This window comes from Oceanicella sp. SM1341 (assembly GCF_003448965.1).
GTDB lineage: Bacteria > Pseudomonadota > Alphaproteobacteria > Rhodobacterales > Rhodobacteraceae > Paroceanicella.
Genome location: NZ_QRGC01000003.1, coordinates 1 through 15,744, shown reverse-complemented (window position 1 = coordinate 15,744; position 15,744 = coordinate 1). Strand labels below are relative to the sequence as shown.

Annotated in this window: 13 protein-coding genes and 1 tRNA gene; 11 read left to right on the top strand and 3 right to left on the bottom strand. The window is 71.0% G+C overall.

The window, feature by feature from the left end; genetic code table 11:
• Positions 1-21: 21 nt before the first annotated feature.
• Together D3P35_RS03960 and D3P35_RS03955 are read right to left on the bottom strand one after the other, a co-directional pair.
• A complete protein-coding gene (locus D3P35_RS03960) occupies positions 22-633 on the bottom strand; it encodes a ribonuclease D (RefSeq protein ID WP_118133172.1) in 612 nt (203 codons plus the stop codon).
• Positions 634-673: 40 nt separating this feature from the next.
• Positions 674-760: transfer RNA gene (locus D3P35_RS03955), tRNA-Leu, on the bottom strand.
• Between the two features lie 146 nt (positions 761-906).
• On the opposite strand from D3P35_RS03955, the gene D3P35_RS03950 reads away from it, so the two are divergent.
• From D3P35_RS03950 to D3P35_RS03900, 11 genes are all read left to right on the top strand, one after another.
• Positions 907-1,566: a peroxiredoxin gene (locus tag D3P35_RS03950; RefSeq protein WP_118133171.1), complete on the top strand. Its 660-nt coding sequence runs from the start codon at positions 907-909 to the stop codon at positions 1,564-1,566.
• A 188-nt stretch (positions 1,567-1,754) separates the two neighbouring features.
• Positions 1,755-2,753, top strand: a complete 999-nt coding sequence (locus tag D3P35_RS03945; RefSeq protein ID WP_118133170.1) for a complex I NDUFA9 subunit family protein — start codon at positions 1,755-1,757, stop codon at positions 2,751-2,753.
• 48 nt (positions 2,754-2,801) lie between these two features.
• Complete coding sequence (locus D3P35_RS03940; protein ID WP_118133169.1) at positions 2,802-3,608, top strand: undecaprenyl-diphosphate phosphatase; 807 nt, start codon at positions 2,802-2,804, stop codon at positions 3,606-3,608.
• 217 nt (positions 3,609-3,825) lie between these two features.
• Complete coding sequence (locus D3P35_RS03935; protein ID WP_118133168.1) at positions 3,826-5,265, top strand: NAD(P)-dependent oxidoreductase; 1,440 nt, start codon at positions 3,826-3,828, stop codon at positions 5,263-5,265.
• Between the two features lie 13 nt (positions 5,266-5,278).
• Positions 5,279-5,701 carry a GFA family protein gene (locus tag D3P35_RS03930; RefSeq protein WP_118133167.1) on the top strand — a complete coding sequence of 141 codons (423 nt, stop codon included), beginning with the start codon at positions 5,279-5,281 and terminating at the stop codon, positions 5,699-5,701.
• Between the two features lie 227 nt (positions 5,702-5,928).
• Entirely contained in the window at positions 5,929-10,461 is a 4,533-nt protein-coding gene (gene gltB / locus D3P35_RS03925; protein WP_118133166.1) for a glutamate synthase large subunit, read from the top strand.
• Between the two features lie 75 nt (positions 10,462-10,536).
• Positions 10,537-11,250, top strand: coding sequence for a monofunctional biosynthetic peptidoglycan transglycosylase (mtgA, locus tag D3P35_RS03920; protein WP_118133165.1), 714 nt, complete (start codon positions 10,537-10,539; stop codon positions 11,248-11,250).
• Positions 11,247-12,137, top strand: coding sequence for a serine hydrolase (locus D3P35_RS03915; protein WP_157982028.1), 891 nt, complete (start codon positions 11,247-11,249; stop codon positions 12,135-12,137). Before mtgA ends, D3P35_RS03915 begins: the two co-directional genes overlap by 4 nt.
• Positions 12,134-12,730 (top strand): uracil-DNA glycosylase family protein, encoded by a 597-nt coding sequence (locus D3P35_RS03910; protein WP_118133164.1) that lies wholly within the window; start codon positions 12,134-12,136, stop codon positions 12,728-12,730. Before D3P35_RS03915 ends, D3P35_RS03910 begins: the two co-directional genes overlap by 4 nt.
• On the top strand, positions 12,694-13,638 hold the full coding sequence (locus D3P35_RS03905) for an alpha/beta fold hydrolase (RefSeq protein ID WP_157982027.1): 945 nt from the start codon (positions 12,694-12,696) through the stop codon (positions 13,636-13,638). The genes D3P35_RS03910 and D3P35_RS03905 overlap by 37 nt, the downstream gene beginning before the upstream one ends.
• Before the next feature lie 181 nt (positions 13,639-13,819).
• Positions 13,820-14,629, top strand: coding sequence for an SseB family protein (locus D3P35_RS03900; protein ID WP_157982026.1), 810 nt, complete (start codon positions 13,820-13,822; stop codon positions 14,627-14,629).
• A 309-nt stretch (positions 14,630-14,938) separates the two neighbouring features.
• Here D3P35_RS03900 and D3P35_RS03895 read toward each other — a convergent pair.
• Positions 14,939-15,744 (bottom strand): ABC transporter ATP-binding protein (locus tag D3P35_RS03895; protein ID WP_157982025.1); only part of this gene is annotated, 806 nt, incomplete at its 5' end.

Genomic DNA, 15,744 nt, shown 5'->3' with positions numbered 1-15,744 from the left:
TCCACTGCGGGCCTCACTTCTTCAATGCGCGAAGATGTCGGACTCCGCCCAGCCCGCGAGGTCGAGCGCCGCCCTTGCAGGCAGGAACCCGAATGCGGCCTGGGCCAGCCCGGTCCGGCCTTCGCGCGCCAGCCGGATGTCGAGGGCGTCGCGCAGGCGGTGCAGGTAGAGCACGTCCGACGCGGCATAGTCGAGCTGGGCCCGGGTGAGCTCCTCGGCGCCCCAGTCGCTCGACTGCTGGGCCTTGGAGATGTCCACCCCGAGCAGCTCCTGGGTGAGATTCTTCAGCCCGTGCCGGTCAGTATAGGTGCGAACCAGCTTCGAGGCGATCTTCGTGCAGTACACCGGTCCCGCGCGCACGCCGAAGGCGCGCTCCAGCATGGCGATGTCGAATCGGCCGAAGTGGAACAGCTTGAGCTGCTCGGGGTTGGCCAGCATGCGGGTGAGGTTCGGGGCATCGGTCTGCCCGCGGGCGACCTGGACGAGATGCGCGTTGCCGTCTCCGGAGGAGAGCTGGACCAGGCAGAGCCTGTCGCGGCCGGGCACGAGGCCCATCGTCTCGGTATCGATCGCCACGACCGGACCGAGGTCCAGGTCGTCGGGAATGTCACCCTGGTAGAGAGTAACTGACATTTTACCCCTCTCCTTCGCCGTCGCGATGCGGCGAGAGAGTTGGTGCCCAGGAGAAGACTCGAACTTCCACGCCCGTTAGGGCACTGGCACCTGAAGCCAGCGCGTCTACCAATTCCGCCACCTGGGCAGGTGTCGTGGCGGGGTATCTAAAGGGGGGCGGGGGGGTTGTCAACGGCCCTTTTTCACCTTTTTCCGGCGGCTTGTCCGGCATGCCTGCCGGGACTAGGGTTTGCCCGCGGGCCGGGCTGGCCCGACAGACCGAGGAGAGCGCGAATGAGCCTCAGAATCAACGATACCGCCCCCGATTTCACCGCCGACTCCACCGCCGGCGAGATCCGCTTCCACGAGTGGATCGGCGACGGCTACGCGGTGCTGTTCAGCCACCCGAAGGATTTCACCCCGGTGTGCACCACCGAGCTGGGCTACATGGCCGGGCTGCGCGAGGAGTTCGCCAGGCGCGAGGCGCAGATCATCGGCATCTCGGTCGACCCGGTGGAGAGCCACCGTGTCTGGAAGGCCGATATCGAGGCGGCCACCGGCCACGCGGTGGACTACCCGATGATCGGCGACCCGGAGCTGAAGGTGGCCAAGCTCTTCGACATGCTGCCCGCCTCCGAGGCCGGCGATGCGTCGGGGCGCACGGCCGCCGACAATGCCACCGTGCGCTCGGTCTTCGTGATCGGGCCGGACAAGAAGGTGAAGCTCACCCTCACCTACCCGATGACCACGGGCCGCAATTTCGACGAGATCCTGCGCGCGCTCGATTCGATCCGCCTCACCGCGCAGCACAAGGTGGCGACACCGGCACAGTGGAAGCAGGGCGAGGACGTGATCATCACCCCCGCCGTGTCCGACGAGGAGGCGCGCGAGCGCTTTGGCGAATTCGAAACGGTTCTGCCCTATCTGCGCAAGACGAAGCAGCCCGGCGCCTGAGGGGCCGGGCCTCCCTCTCCGCCCCCGGGCGGGGAGGGGGGTGCGGCGCAAGCCGTTGCCCGCGCTGGGCAAAGCCGGGGCGGCGCGGGCGTGCCGCGGCAAAGGAATATTGAACGGGCCCCCGCCTTGCGCTAAGCCCGGTTGAGCCAGATCCCCCTTGCCTGCGGGGGACAAGCATGGAGAGACCCATGACCAGAACTGTCCCCCTCGTCACCATCTTCGGCGGTTCCGGCTTCGTCGGCCGCTACATCACCCGGCGCCTCGCGCGTGACGGCTGGCGGGTGCGCGTTGCGGTGCGCCGCCCGAACCAGGCGCATTTCGTGCGCACCTACGGCAACGTGGGCCAGGTGGAGCCGGTGCAGGCCAACATCCGCGACGACGCCTCCGTGGCCCGTGCCGTGGCCGGGGCGGACGTGGTGATCAACTGCGTGGGCATCCTCGCGGCCATCGGGCGGCAGAGCTTCGGCGCCGTTCAGGCCGAGGGCGCCGGGCGCATCGCCCGCCATGCGAAGGAAGCCGGCGCGCGCCGGATGATCCACATCTCCGCCATCGGCGCCGACGCGAACTCCGACAGCGAGTACGCCCGCAGCAAGGCGGCGGGCGAGGCCGCGGTGACCGGCGTCTTCCCCGATGCGGTCATCCTGCGCCCCTCCATCGTGGTGGGGCCGGAGGATTCGTTCTTCAACCGCTTCGCCGGCATGGCCCGCCTTTCGCCCGTGGTGCCGATGGTGGGCGCGGACACGAAGTTCCAGCCGGTCTATGTCGACGATGTCGCCGCCGCGGCGCAGAAGGCGGTCGACCCCGCCACCCCCGGCGGCGTCTACGAGCTCGGCGGGCCGGAGGTCGCCACCTTCCGCGAGCTGATGCAGCGCATGCTCGAGGTGGTCCGCCGCCGCCGCGCGCTCGTCAACCTGCCCATGGGCCTCGCCCGGCTGCAGGCGAAGGCGCTCGACATGCTCCAGGGCCTGTCCGGCGGGCTGTTCTCCAACACCCTGCTCACGGTGGACCAGGTGAAGCAGCTCGGCCATGACAACGTGGTCTCGGAGGGCGCGAAGGGCTTCGCCGACCTCGGCATCGCCCCGGTTCCCATGGGCATCTTTCTCGAAAGCTACCTTTACGCCTACCGTCCGCAGGGCCAGTATACGGAGATTACCGATTCTGCCCGGGACCTGCGTATCCAGGACTGACCCCGGGGCCGATTTCAGAACGTAGACTTTTTTGCCCCCGGAGCGCGTATGGCTGACCAGACGTTCCTTCAGGCAGCCATTCTCGGTGTGCTCGAAGGCCTGACCGAATTCATCCCGGTGTCCTCCACCGGGCATCTCCTCCTCGCCGGGCACTTCCTCGGCTTCAACAGCACCGGCAAGGCCTTCGAGGTTCTGATCCAGCTCGGCGCGGTGCTGGCGGTGCTCAGCGTCTACGCGGCGAAGCTCTGGCATCTCGTCACCACGGCGCCGAGCGACCCGAAGTCGCGCCGCTTCATCGTGGCGGTGCTGCTCGCCTTCCTGCCCGCGGTGGTGATCGGCGTGCTGGCGCATGACTTCATCAAGACGGTGCTGTTCGAAACCCCCATGCTGATCGCGATCATGCTCATCCTGGGCGGCATCGTGCTGGTGGTGGTCGACCGCATGCCGCTGCGCCCGCGCTACCACGACGTGATGGACTTTCCCCTCGGCCTCGCCTTCTGGGTCGGGGTCATCCAGTGCCTGGCGATGATCCCCGGCGTGTCGCGCTCGGGCTCGACCATCGTCGGCGCGCTGCTGCTGGGGGCCGACAAGCGCTCGGCGGCGGAATTCTCCTTCTTCCTCTCGATGCCCACCATGGCCGGGGCCTTCGCCTACGACCTGATGAAGAACCGCGACATCCTCGCCGCCGACGACCTGGCGGTGATCGGGGTGGGCTTCGTGACGGCTCTCATCGCGGCGATTTTCGTGGTAAAGTCCCTGCTCGGCTTCGTCTCGCGGCATGGTTACGGCGTGTTCGGCTGGTGGCGAATCATTGTTGGCACGGCAGCACTTGTGGGGCTGATCGTGGTCGGGTGAGGGCGGTTTTCCCGGGGAATCGCACGGTAGGTAAGCGGTGCTGACCTAAATTTCGCGATAATCCTCTCTCAATGGACCGTTAAGTGGCCGATAATTGAGAATAGGTCAGCATTGCTGACTTTTATTTCTCCGTGACTGCGGATATTCCTTCCTGCGCCCGAAACGCCGCCAGCGGCGGGTTCCGGGCTGCGCATCTTCAGGCAGGGAGGCAAAGGCCATGGCCCAGACCCGTATGTTGAAATTCGTGACCGTCCCCCGGTCCATGCCCGAGAAGCGTACCGCGGACGAGCGCACCGCGGATTTCGACGAGATCTACCAGGAATACGCGGCAGAGAAGGCCGCCGAGCAGGCCGGCCGCTGCTCGCAATGCGGCGTGCCCTACTGCCAGACGCATTGCCCGCTGCACAACAACATCCCCGACTGGCTCCGCCTCACCGCCGAGGGCCGGCTGCAGGAGGCCTACGAGCTGTCGCAGGCCACCAACACCTTCCCCGAGATCTGCGGCCGCATCTGCCCGCAGGACCGGCTGTGCGAGGGCAACTGCGTGATCGAGCAGTCCGGCCACGGCACGGTGACCATCGGCTCGGTGGAGAAATACCTCACCGACACCGCCTGGGTGGAAGGCTGGGTGAAGCCCATCGCCCCCGCCGCCGAGCGCGAGGAGAGCGTGGGCATCATCGGCGCCGGCCCGGGCGGCCTGGCGGCGGCCGAGCAGCTGCGCAAGCGCGGCGTGCAGGTCACCGTCTATGACCGCTACGACCGCGGCGGCGGGCTGATGACCTACGGCATCCCCGGCTTCAAGCTGGAAAAGGATATCGTGCTGCGCCGCATCGCCCAGCTCGAGGCCGCGGGCGTCACCTTCGTGATGAACTGCAACGTGGGCGAGGACATCTCCTTCGCCGAGATCCGCGGCAAGCATGACGCGGTGCTGATCGCCACCGGCGTCTACAAGTCGCGCGACCTGGGCGGGCCCGGCGCGGGGCTGGGCGGCATCGTGCGCGCCATCGACTATCTCACCGCCTCCAACCGCGTCGGCTTCGGCGACGAGGTGCCGGAATACGACAGCGGCGAGCTGAACGCCGCCGGCAAGCGCGTGGTCGTCATCGGCGGCGGCGACACGGCGATGGACTGCGTGCGCACCGCCATCCGCCAGGGCGCCACCTCGGTGAAATGCCTCTACCGCCGCGACCGGGCGAACATGCCCGGCTCCCAGCGCGAGACGCAGAACGCCGAGGAGGAGGGGGTCGAGTTCGTCTGGCTCGCCGCCCCGCGCGGCTTCACCGGCGAGGGCTCGGTCTCCGGCGTGCGGGTGGCGAAGATGCGCCTCGGCTCGCCCGATGCCACCGGCCGCCGCTCGCCCGAGGAGATCCCCGGCGCGGATTACACCGAGGATGCCGAGCTGGTGGTCAAGGCGCTCGGCTTCGAGCCCGAGGACCTGCCGGCGCTCTGGAACACCCCCGGCCTGGAGGTGACGCGCTGGGGCACGGTGAAGGCCGATTTCCAGACCCACCAGACCAGCCTCGAGGGCGTGTTCGCGGTGGGCGACATCGTGCGCGGCGCCTCGCTGGTGGTCTGGGCGATCCGCGACGGCCGCGACGCGGCACAGAGCATCCTCAAGCACTTCGCGGCCTGCGCGGCGCGCGTTGCCGCCGAGTAGGGGAGGGGGCGCAATGAGCCGCACCGGACGCTGCCTCTGCGGGGCCGTCAGCTACGAGATCGCGCAGAGCGGCGACACGTTCGGCGCCTGCCACTGCGACCAGTGCCGCCACTGGACCGGCTCGGTGATGATGGCGCTCACCGTGGCGAAGGACGACCTCACCGTGACGGGCGAGGCGCTGAAATGGTTCGAGTCCTCCGACTGGGGCCAGCGCGGCTTCTGCGCGACCTGCGGCGCGAGCCTGTTCTACCGCCTCAAGGCCGGCAAGCTGGCCGGCGAGTGGCACGTGGCGGTGGGCACGCTCGACACGCTCGACGGGCTGAAGCTGGGCGGCGAAATCTTCCATGACCGCACCGCCGGGGCCTATGCCTTTGCCGGCGAGCTGAAGCGCATGACCGCCGCCGAGGCCGAGGCCTTCTTCGCCACCCTCGGCTGAGCCGGCCAGGCGCCGGGCCGGGGGAAAGCCCCGGCCGCTTCTGCACTGCCCGCCGGCGCCGCCGGCATGAAATCCTGCCGGCCCCGCCGGCATGAAGACCCGCCGGCCCGTGCCGGCACCAAGATCCCGCCGGTCCGTGCCGGCTCCCCGATACCGCGCCGGCCCTGCCGGCCCCCGATTTCAACGCCCCGCCAGAGGGGCCGCCCGTTTCTGAGAGGAGACCAGCCATGACCCGCACCGACGCCGACTGGGCCGCGGAGTATGACGCGAAGCGCAAGCTGCTCGCCGAGACCGGTCTCTACCGCGAGGATGACGAGCACGCCTCCTGCGGCGTGGGCCTCGTGGTGGCCATCGACGGCAAGCCGCGCCGGCAGGTCGTCCAGAACGGCATCGCCGCCCTGCAGGCGCTGTGGCACCGCGGCGCGGTGGACGCCGACGGCAAGACCGGTGACGGCGCCGGCATCCACGTGGAGATCCCCACCGAGTTCTTCCGCGAGCAGATCCGCCGCACCGGACACGAGCCCTCCGACGAGCTGATCGCCGTCGGCATGGTGTTCCTGCCGCGCAACGATTTCGCCGCCCAGGAGACCTGCCGCACCATCGTGGAGACGGAAGTCCTGCGCATGGGCTACTACATCTACGGCTGGCGCCACGTGCCGGTGGATGTCTCCTGCCTCGGGGTGAAGGCCAACGCCACGCGGCCCGAGATCGAGCAGATCCTGATCTCCAACGTGAAGGGCGTCGACGAGGAGACCTTCGAGCGCGAGCTCTACGTCATCCGCCGCCGCATCGAGAAGGCCGCCGTGGCCGCCCAGGTGCGCGGGCTCTACCTGTGCTCGCTCTCCTGCCGCTCGGTGATCTACAAGGGAATGATGCTGGCCGAGCAGGTGGCGGTGTTCTACCCCGACCTGCAGGACGAGCGCTTCGTCTCCTCCTTCGCCATCTACCACCAGCGCTACTCCACCAACACCTTCCCGGAGTGGTGGCTGGCGCAGCCCTTCCGCATGCTCGCCCACAACGGCGAGATCAACACGCTCAAGGGCAACCTGAACTGGATGCGCTCCCACGAGATCCGCATGGCCTCGGCCACGTTCGGCGAGCTCGCGGAGGACATCAAGCCGATCGTGACCTCCGGTTCGTCCGACTCGGCCGCGCTTGACGCGGTGTTCGAGGTGATGGTGCGCGCCGGCCGCTCGGCGCCGATGGCCAAGACCATGCTGGTGCCCGAGGCCTGGTCGAAGCATGCCACCGCCATGCCCGACGCCTGGCGCGACATGTATTCCTACTCCAACTCCGTGATGGAGCCCTGGGACGGCCCGGCGGCGCTGGCGATGACCGACGGCCGCTGGGTGTGTGCCGGCACCGACCGCAACGGCCTGCGCCCGCTGCGCTATGTCGTGACCGGTGACGGGCTGGTCATCGCCGGCTCCGAGGCCGGCATGGTGCCGGTCGACGAGGCGACGGTGAAGGAGAAGGGGGCGCTCGGCCCCGGCCAGATGATCGCGGTCGACATGGGCCGCGGCCTGCTGCTGCGCGACGCCCAGATCAAGGACGAGCTCGCCGCCTCGCGGCCCTTCTCCGAGTGGGTGAAGTCGGTGACCGACCTCGAGGAGCTGGTGGAGGTGGACCAGGAAAGCCCGATCCACGCCGGCACCGAGCTGCGCCAGCGCCAGATCGCCGCCGGCTACTCCATCGAGGAGGTGGAGATGATCCTCGTGCCCATGGCCGAGGACGCGAAGGAGGCCATCGGCTCGATGGGCGATGACACGCCCTCGGCCGTGCTGTCGGACAAGTACCGCCCGCTGAGCCATTTCTTCCGCCAGAACTTCTCCCAGGTGACCAACCCGCCGATCGACAGCCTGCGCGAAGACCGGGTGATGTCGCTCAAGACCCGCTTCGGCAACCTCAAGAACGTGCTCGACCAGGACGGCTCGCAGACCGAGATCCTCTCGCTCGAGAGCCCGTTCGTGACCAACGGCCAGTTCGAGCGCATGCGCGCCTATTTCGGTGAGACCGCCCGCTCGGTGGACTGCACCTTCCCCGCCGACGGCTCCGACCACGACATGCGCGAGGCGCTCGACCGCATCCGCGTGGAGGCGGAGGAGGCCGTGCGCGCCGGCGCCGGGCACATCATCCTCACCGACGAGGCCCAGGGCGGCGAGCGCATCGGCCTGCCGATGATCCTCGCCACCTCGGCGGTGCATTCCTGGCTGGTGTCCAAGGGGCTGCGCACCTTCTGCTCGCTCAACGTGCGCTCGGCCGAGTGCATCGACAGCCATTACTTCGCCGTGCTCATCGGCTGCGGTGCCACCACGGTGAACGCCTATCTCGCGCAGGACACCCTGGCCGACCGCATCGAGCGCGGGTTGCTCGACATGACCCTGAAGCAGGCCATGGCCCGCTACCGCACGGCCATCGACCAGGGCCTGCTCAAGATCATGTCGAAGATGGGCATCTCGGTGATCTCCTCCTACCGCGGCGGGCGCAACTTCGAGGCCGTGGGCCTGTCGCGCGCCATGGTGGCGGAGTTCTTCCCCGGCATGCATTCGCGCATCTCCGGCATCGGCATCGCCGGCATCTTCCAGAAGGTGTCGGGCGTGCATGCCCGCGCCTGGCGCGAGGGGGTCGACATGCTGCCCATCGGCGGCATCTACAAGGCCCGCAAGTCCGGCGAGGCGCATGCCTGGGGCGCGCAGATGATGCACATGCTGCAATCGGCCTGCGACCGGGGCTCCTTCGAGACCTGGAAGAAATACTCGGCCGCGATGCGCACCCGCCCGCCGATCCACCTGCGCGACCTGCTCGACTTCAAGCCGCTGGGCAAGCCCGTGCCGCTGGAGGAGGTGGAGAGCATCACCGCCATCCGCAAGCGGTTCGTCACGCCCGGCATGTCGCTCGGCGCGCTGTCGCCGGAGGCGCACAAGACGCTCAACGTCGCGATGAACCGCATCGGTGCGAAGTCGGACTCGGGCGAGGGCGGCGAGAGCCCGGAGCATTTCGTGCCCGAGCCCAACGGCGACAACCCGTCCGCCAAGATCAAGCAGGTGGCCTCCGGGCGCTTCGGCGTCACGGCGGAGTATCTCAACCAGTGCCAGGAGCTGGAGATCAAGGTGGCGCAGGGGGCCAAGCCCGGCGAGGGCGGCCAGCTGCCCGGCTTCAAGGTGACCGAGCTCATCGCCAAGCTGCGCCACTCCACCCCCGGCGTGACGCTGATCTCGCCGCCGCCGCACCATGACATCTACTCGATCGAGGACCTCGCGCAGCTCATCTACGACCTCAAGCAGATCAACCCGGATGCCAAGGTCTGCGTGAAGCTGGTGAGCTCCTCGGGCGTCGGCACCATCGCGGCCGGCGTGGCGAAGGCGAAGGCCGATGTCATCCTGATCTCGGGCCATAACGGCGGCACGGGTGCCAGCCCGCAGACCTCGATCAAGTACGCCGGCCTGCCCTGGGAGATGGGCCTCACCGAGGCGCATCAGGTGCTGGCGATGAACAACCTGCGCGAGCGGGTGACCCTGCGCACCGATGGCGGGCTGCGCACCGGCCGCGACATCGTCATCGCGGCGATGATGGGCGCGGAAGAGTACGGCATCGGCACCGCGGCGCTCATCGCCATGGGCTGCATCATGGTGCGCCAGTGCCAGTCCAACACCTGCCCGGTCGGCGTCTGCGTGCAGGACGAGGCGCTGCGCAAGAAGTTCACCGGCACGGCCGAGAAGGTGGTGAACCTCATCACCTTCTACGCCCAGGAGGTGCGCGAACTGCTGGCCCAGCTCGGCGCGCGCTCGCTCGACGAGGTGATCGGCCGCGCCGACCTTCTCGCGCAGGTGAGCCGGGGCGCCGAGCATCTCGACGATCTCGACCTCAACCCGATGCTGATCAAGATCGACGACGGCCAGCACGTGTATGACCGTTCGCGTCCGCGCAACGTCGTGCCCGACACGCTGGACGCCCAGATCGTCGATGACGCGAAGCCGTTCTTCAAGGACGGGGAGAAGATGCAGCTCTCCTACGCCGTGCAGAACACGCATCGCACCATCGGCACCCGGGTCTCGAGCCATATCGTGCGCAAGTTCGGCATGCGGAACTCGCCGTTGCAGCCCGACCACCTGACCGTGAAGCTCTCCGGCTCCTGCGGCCAGTCGCTCGGTGCCTTCGCCGCACCCGGCCTCAAGATCGAGGTGTCGGGGGATGCGAACGACTACGTGGGCAAGGGGCTCTCGGGCGGCATCATCGTGGTGCGCCCGCCGCTGGGCAGCCCGCTGGTGCAGCATGAGAACACGATCATCGGCAACACGGTGCTCTACGGCGCCACGGCGGGGCGGCTGTTTGCCTCCGGCCGGGCGGGCGAGCGCTTCTGCGTGCGCAACTCGGGTGCGACCGTGGTGGTGGAGGGCTGCGGCTCGAACGGCTGCGAGTACATGACCGGCGGCATGACGGTGATCCTCGGTCGGACCGGCGACAATTTCGGCGCCGGGATGACAGGCGGCATGGCCTTCGTCTATGACGAGGACGACAGCTTCGAGGACCGCATCAATGCCGAGACCATCGTCGTCCAGCCCGTTGCCTCCCAGCACTGGGAAGGCGTGCTTCGCGCCCTGGTGGAGGAGCACGTGGCCGAGACCGGTTCGCCCCGCGGCGCGGAGATGCTGCGCAACTGGGACATCGCCCTGCCGAAGTTCCGCCAGGTCTGCCCGCGCGAGATGCTGGCCCGGCTCGCGCATCCGCTCTCGGATGCCGGCGTGGCCCGCAGCGCGTGACGCCGACATGACGTTCCGGCCGGCGCCCCTGTCCGGGGGTGCCGGCCACTGCCTGCCCGGGTGCGGGACGGCCGGATGAAGCGCTCCCGGCTTCGCCTGCGCCTGCCCCGGCCGCTGCGCTTCGTGCTGCGCTTCGCCTTCCGCTGGGCGCTCCGCCTCGCGGTGCTCTGCCTGCTCTGGGTGCTGCTCTACCGTTTCGTGAACCCGCCGGTGACACCCTACCAGGTTTCGGAATGGGTGCGGCTGGGCGAGATCCGCCGCGACTGGGTGAGCCTCGAGGAGATGAGCCCCTGGATGCCGCGCGCCGCCGCCGCCGCGGAGGACGCGCATTTCTGCGCCCATTGGGGTTTCGACCTCGACGCCATCCGCGATGCGATGGCCGACACCTCGCGGCTGCGCGGCGCCTCCACCATCTCCCAGCAGGTGGCGAAGAACGCCTTCCTCTGGCAGGGGCGCAGCTGGCTGCGCAAGGGGCTGGAGGCGGGCTTCACCGTGCTCATCGAGCTCACCTGGCCCAAGGCGCGCATCATGGAGGTGTATCTCAACATCGCCGAGATGGACGAGGGCGTCTTCGGCGTGGAGGCCGCGGCGCAGCGCTACTTCGACACTTCCGCCGTGGGGCTCAGCCTCGGCCAGGCGGCGCGCATCGCCGCCATCCTGCCCGACCCGAAGGGCCGCTCCGCCGCCCGCGCCACCGATTTCGTGCAGCGCCGGGCCAACAGCATCGCCCGCGGCGCGGAAACCCTGCTGGCCGAGAAGCGCTCCGCCTGTTTCGAGGTCGAGCGGTGACAGCGCTGGCCGACGGCCTTATCCGGGCCCTGCGCAGCCCGGACGGCGCGCTGCGCCGCGGCTGCACGGGCGAAGGGCTTGCGGCCGACAGCCCGGTGCCGTGGTGGAGCCTCACCAAGACCTTCATCGCCGTGCTGGTGCTGCGCGCGGCCGAAGCCGGGCGGCTTTCGCTCGACGCGCCGCTGCCGGGCCACGCCGCGACCCCGCGCCAGATCCTCGCCCATCGCGCCGGCCTGCCGGATTACTACGGCCTGCCCGCCTATTCCGCCGCCGTGGCCGCGAACGAGGAGCCCTGGACGGCCGAGGAGATGCTCGCGCGCCTCCCTCCCGCCGGGCCGGCGCCCGCGCCCTTCGCCTATTCCAACGTCGGCTACCTGCTGCTGCGCCGGCACCTCGAGGCCGCGGAGGGGAAGGGCCTCGGCACCCTGCTGGCGGAGCTCTTCGCGCCGCTGGGCCTTACCGCACGGCTGGCCGAAACCCGGCAGGACATGGCGCGCACCGCCTTTCCCGGCGGGCAGGCCTATCACCCCGGCTGGGTCTATCACGGCACGCTCATCGGCCCGGTGGGGGAGGCGGCGCAGGCGCTGGGCGCGCTCTTTGACGGCCGGCTGATCGGCCCCGCCTCCCTCGCCGCCATGCGCGACGGCACGCGGGTGGAGATGGCGGTACCGCCGCCCTGGGTCACTCCCGCCTACGGGCTGGGGCTGATGGCCGGCACGCTCGATGCGGGCCGCGGCCCGGTTCTTGTCGAGGGGCACGGGGGTGGGGGCCCGGGCAGCACGCTCGCCGCCTTCCGCTTTCCCTCCGGCGCCATCGCCGTCACCTCCGGGCCGGTGGAGGCCGATGTCACCCTGCGCGCCGCCTGCGCCCTCGGCGGGGCTGCATGAGCGACACGGTGGAGAGCCTCGGCGCGGAGATCGCCGCCTGCCGCATCTGCGCGGAGCGCTTTGCCGCCACGCGCACCCGGCATGCGCCCCGCCCGGTGGCGCATCTCTCCGCCACCGCGCCTGTGCTGATCGCGGGCCAGGCGCCGGGCGCGCGGGTGCATGCCTCGGGCCTGCCCTTCGACGATGCCTCCGGCGACCGGCTGCGCAGCTGGCTGGGGGTGGACCGTGCCGCCTTCTACGACCGATCGCGCTTCGCCATCCTGCCCATGGGCCTGTGCTTTCCCGGCTACGACGCCCGCGGCGCCGACCTGCCGCCGCCCGCCATCTGTGCGGCCACCTGGCGGGCGCGGGCGCTCGCGGTGATGCCGCAGGTGCAGCTCACGCTGCTGATCGGCGGGCATGCGCAGGCCTGGCACCTGGGTCGCCGCCGCCCGGTCACCGAGACGGTGGCGGACTGGCGCGCCCGGTTGCCGCACCTTCTGCCGTTGCCGCATCCATCCTGGCGCAACACGGGTTGGCTGAAGCGTAACCCCTGGTTCGAGGAGGAGGTGGTGCCGTGGCTGCGTGGCGAGATTTCCCGGCTGTTGCCCTGAAGGTGGCCGCCCTGCTGGCGCTGTTGGCAGGCTGCGCGCCGCCGCCCGAGGCCGGCCCCCTCGGCCCGGTGCGGCTCTCGGGCGAGCGGGTGGAGGCCGAGGGCGTGGCCCTGCCGCTGGTCCACTGGCCGGCGGAGGGCGCGCCGCGGGCGGTCGTCCTCGGGCTGCACGGCTATGGCGACTATGCCGCCTCCACCTTCGCCCAGGCCGGGCCCGCCTGGGCGGCGCGCGGCCTCGAGCTCTATGCCTATGACCAGCGCGGCTTCGGCCACAACGCCGACCACGGTGAGTGGCCCGGCCCCGGCGCCCTGATCGACGACCTCGCCGAGGTGGCCCGCGCCGTGGCCGCCCGCCACCCCGGCCTGCCGCTCTTCGTGCTCGGCCATTCCATGGGCGGCGGCGTGGCGCTGGCGGCGGCGGGCGAGGGGCGGCTGCCGGAGGCTTCGGGCCTCGTGCTGCTCGCGCCCGCCGTCTGGGGCGGGAGCACGCTGCCGCTGCCCTACCGCGCCTCGGCCTGGATCGTCGAGCAGCTGGTGCCCGACAAGCGCTGGACCGGTGACGGCGTGGTGCGCATCCAGCCTTCCGACAACATCCCCATGCTCCAGGCCCTCGCCGCCGACCCGCTCGTCATCCACGCCCCGGCCAGCCGGGATTTCATGGGGCTCGTGCGGCTGATGGACCGCGCAGTCGCCGCCGCCCCCACCAGCCCGCTGCCCACGCTTATGGTCTACGGCGCCCATGACGAAGTGGTGCCGGAAGACCCCGTGCGCGCCGCCTACGCGGCGCTGCCGGGCGAGAAGCGCTTCGCCTTCATGTCCGATGGCTGGCACATGCTGCTGCGCGACCTCGACGCGGCCACCGTGCATGCGGACGTGGCGGACTGGGTGCTGGAACAGGCCGGGGACTGACGGGCAGGGCCCACCGCGCGGGAAGCCCCCGCCGCGTCCGCTGTCGCCCGGCTGCGCGGGCGCCGGCCGCTGCGGGCGCCCGCGCAGCCGGGGGGCAGGGGGGTTGCTCCCGGCGGCGGAATGGGTCATCCCGGCGGGGAAGCGGCCGCGGCGTGCGGTCCCACAGGCGATGAGGCAGGCGATGAGCGCGGAGCGGCAGACGGCACTCGATGCGGCGCATGCGGCGATGGAGGCCGCCCCGGAGGACGTGGCGGCGCGGATGCGCTTCTACGAGCGGCTGGCGGGGGCCGAGCTGTTCCTGCTGCTCGACGAGGAGCCGGCCGACGGCGCCACCAGCCTCAGCCCGATGATCCTGCCCACGGCCGAGGGCGACGTGGCGCTCGCCTTCGACACGGAAGACCGCATGGCCGGATTCGTCGACGCGCCCACCCCCTATGCCGCGCTCTCCGGCCGCAGGCTGGCGGCCCTGCTCGCCCAGCGCGCGGTGACGCTGGGGCTGAACCTCGGCGTGGCGCCCTCTTCCATCCTGCTGCCGCCCGAGGCGCTGGGCTGGATGGGCGAGGTGCTCGGCGCGGGCCTCGACGAGGAGAGCCTCGCGCCCGAGCGCATCGGCCGCCCGAAGGTGATCGAGGCGCGGGTGCTGGCGCTCGACGAACGCCTCGCGGGGCTCGCCGGCATCGTGGGCGGCGCCTGGCTCGCGAACGCGGTCTATCCCGGTGGCGCCGAGGCTCCGGTGCTTGCCCTCACCGGCGTGCCGGAGCCGGCGCGCGCCGCCGTGGCCGAGGCACTGGCCGAGACGCACCGGCTTTCAGGCCCGGACACCGCCGTGCTCGACATCCTGTTCCTCGACGAGGCCGCCCCGGTGCTGGCCGCCTTCCGCCGCCATGGCATCGGCTTCGAGATCCCCGCGCCGCCCGCCGAGCCCGAGCTGAAGCCCATCCCCGGCGCCGCCCCCGGCATGGACCCCTCGAAACCGCCACGCCTGCGCTGAGCGAGGCCGTCGCGAGCCCCGAAGCGCGCCCGGCCCCAGCCTTGCGCCCGGGCGACCAGCCCGGGCCGCGCCCGACCCTCCCCCCGGGAGGGCGCGACGGCGATGCCTTGCGCCGCACAGCCCGCGTCCGGAGCTTTTGAGATAAACCGCTGACCACGAGCGGCGCCGCGCCCACCCAAGGGTCGGGCGCGGCCCTCCGTGCCTGGCGCAGGTGCCGGGGGCGAGATGATGCAGTGGTGCGCAGGGGCTTCGGTATCCATCGCCCTCCACGCGCGTGGCAGCACCCACCCCGGGGCCGGCGCACCGGCCCTACAGCGCGGAGGCGTCAAGCAGGGCCCGGCTGTGCGGGTGCTCCGGCGCGGTGAAAAACCGCTCCGCCGGGGCGTCCTCGACAATGCGCCCGGCCTGCATCACCGCCACCCGGTCACTCAGCGCCCGGATCACCGCGAGATCGTGGCTCACCAGCACGCAGGTGAGGCCGCGCTCGGCGCGCAGCCGGGCGAGCAGGGCGAGCACGTCTGCCCGGACATGGCTGTCGAGCGCGGCCGTGGGCTCGTCGAGCACCAGCAGCCGGGGCCCCGGCGCGAGGGCGCGGGCGAGCCCGGCCCGGGCGCGCTGCCCGCCCGAGAGCTGGTGCGGCAGGCGCCCGAGCAGCGCGGGCGCAAGCTGCACCGCCTCGGCGAGCGCCGCCACCCGCGCCTCCAGCGCCGCGCCGCGCAGCCCGGAGAGCCGGCGCAGCGGCTCGGCGATGGCCTGCGCCACAGGGCGGCGCGGGGTGAGACTGTCGAGCGGGTCCTGGAACACCAGCTGCACCGCGCCGCGCGCCGGATGGGCGTGAAACCGCCGCGCCGGGCAGCGGCCGATATCGGTACCGTCGAGGCGGATCTCGCCGGCCCCGGCATCGGCGAGCCGGGCGATCACGCGGGCGAGGGTGGTCTTGCCCGCCCCGCTCTCCCCCGTGAGGCCGAGGCATTCCCCGGCGGCAAGATCGAGCGAAACGCCATGCAGCGCCCCGCCGCCGCCCGGGCGCCGGCACAGCCCGCGCAGCGAGAGCAGCGGCGGGCCGGGGAGCGCTGCCGGCGGCCGCGCCGGCAGCGGGGCGGCCACGAGGCGCC

Bases quoted from the DNA above. Each gene is read 5' to 3' on its own strand.
- D3P35_RS03910 (WP_118133164.1), top strand. From the start codon at position 12,134: ATGAGCGACACGGTGGAGAGCCTCGGCGCGGAGATCGCCGCCTGCCGC.
- gltB (WP_118133166.1), top strand. From the start codon at position 5,929: ATGACCCGCACCGACGCCGACTGGGCCGCGGAGTATGACGCGAAGCGC.
- D3P35_RS03940 (WP_118133169.1), top strand. From the start codon at position 2,802: ATGGCTGACCAGACGTTCCTTCAGGCAGCCATTCTCGGTGTGCTCGAA.
- D3P35_RS03950 (WP_118133171.1), top strand. From the start codon at position 907: ATGAGCCTCAGAATCAACGATACCGCCCCCGATTTCACCGCCGACTCC.
- D3P35_RS03930 (WP_118133167.1), top strand. From the start codon at position 5,279: ATGAGCCGCACCGGACGCTGCCTCTGCGGGGCCGTCAGCTACGAGATC.
- D3P35_RS03945 (WP_118133170.1), top strand. From the start codon at position 1,755: ATGACCAGAACTGTCCCCCTCGTCACCATCTTCGGCGGTTCCGGCTTC.
- D3P35_RS03900 (WP_157982026.1), top strand. From the start codon at position 13,820: ATGAGCGCGGAGCGGCAGACGGCACTCGATGCGGCGCATGCGGCGATG.
- D3P35_RS03960 (WP_118133172.1), bottom strand. From the start codon at position 633: ATGTCAGTTACTCTCTACCAGGGTGACATTCCCGACGACCTGGACCTC.
- D3P35_RS03935 (WP_118133168.1), top strand. From the start codon at position 3,826: ATGGCCCAGACCCGTATGTTGAAATTCGTGACCGTCCCCCGGTCCATG.
- mtgA (WP_118133165.1), top strand. From the start codon at position 10,537: ATGAAGCGCTCCCGGCTTCGCCTGCGCCTGCCCCGGCCGCTGCGCTTC.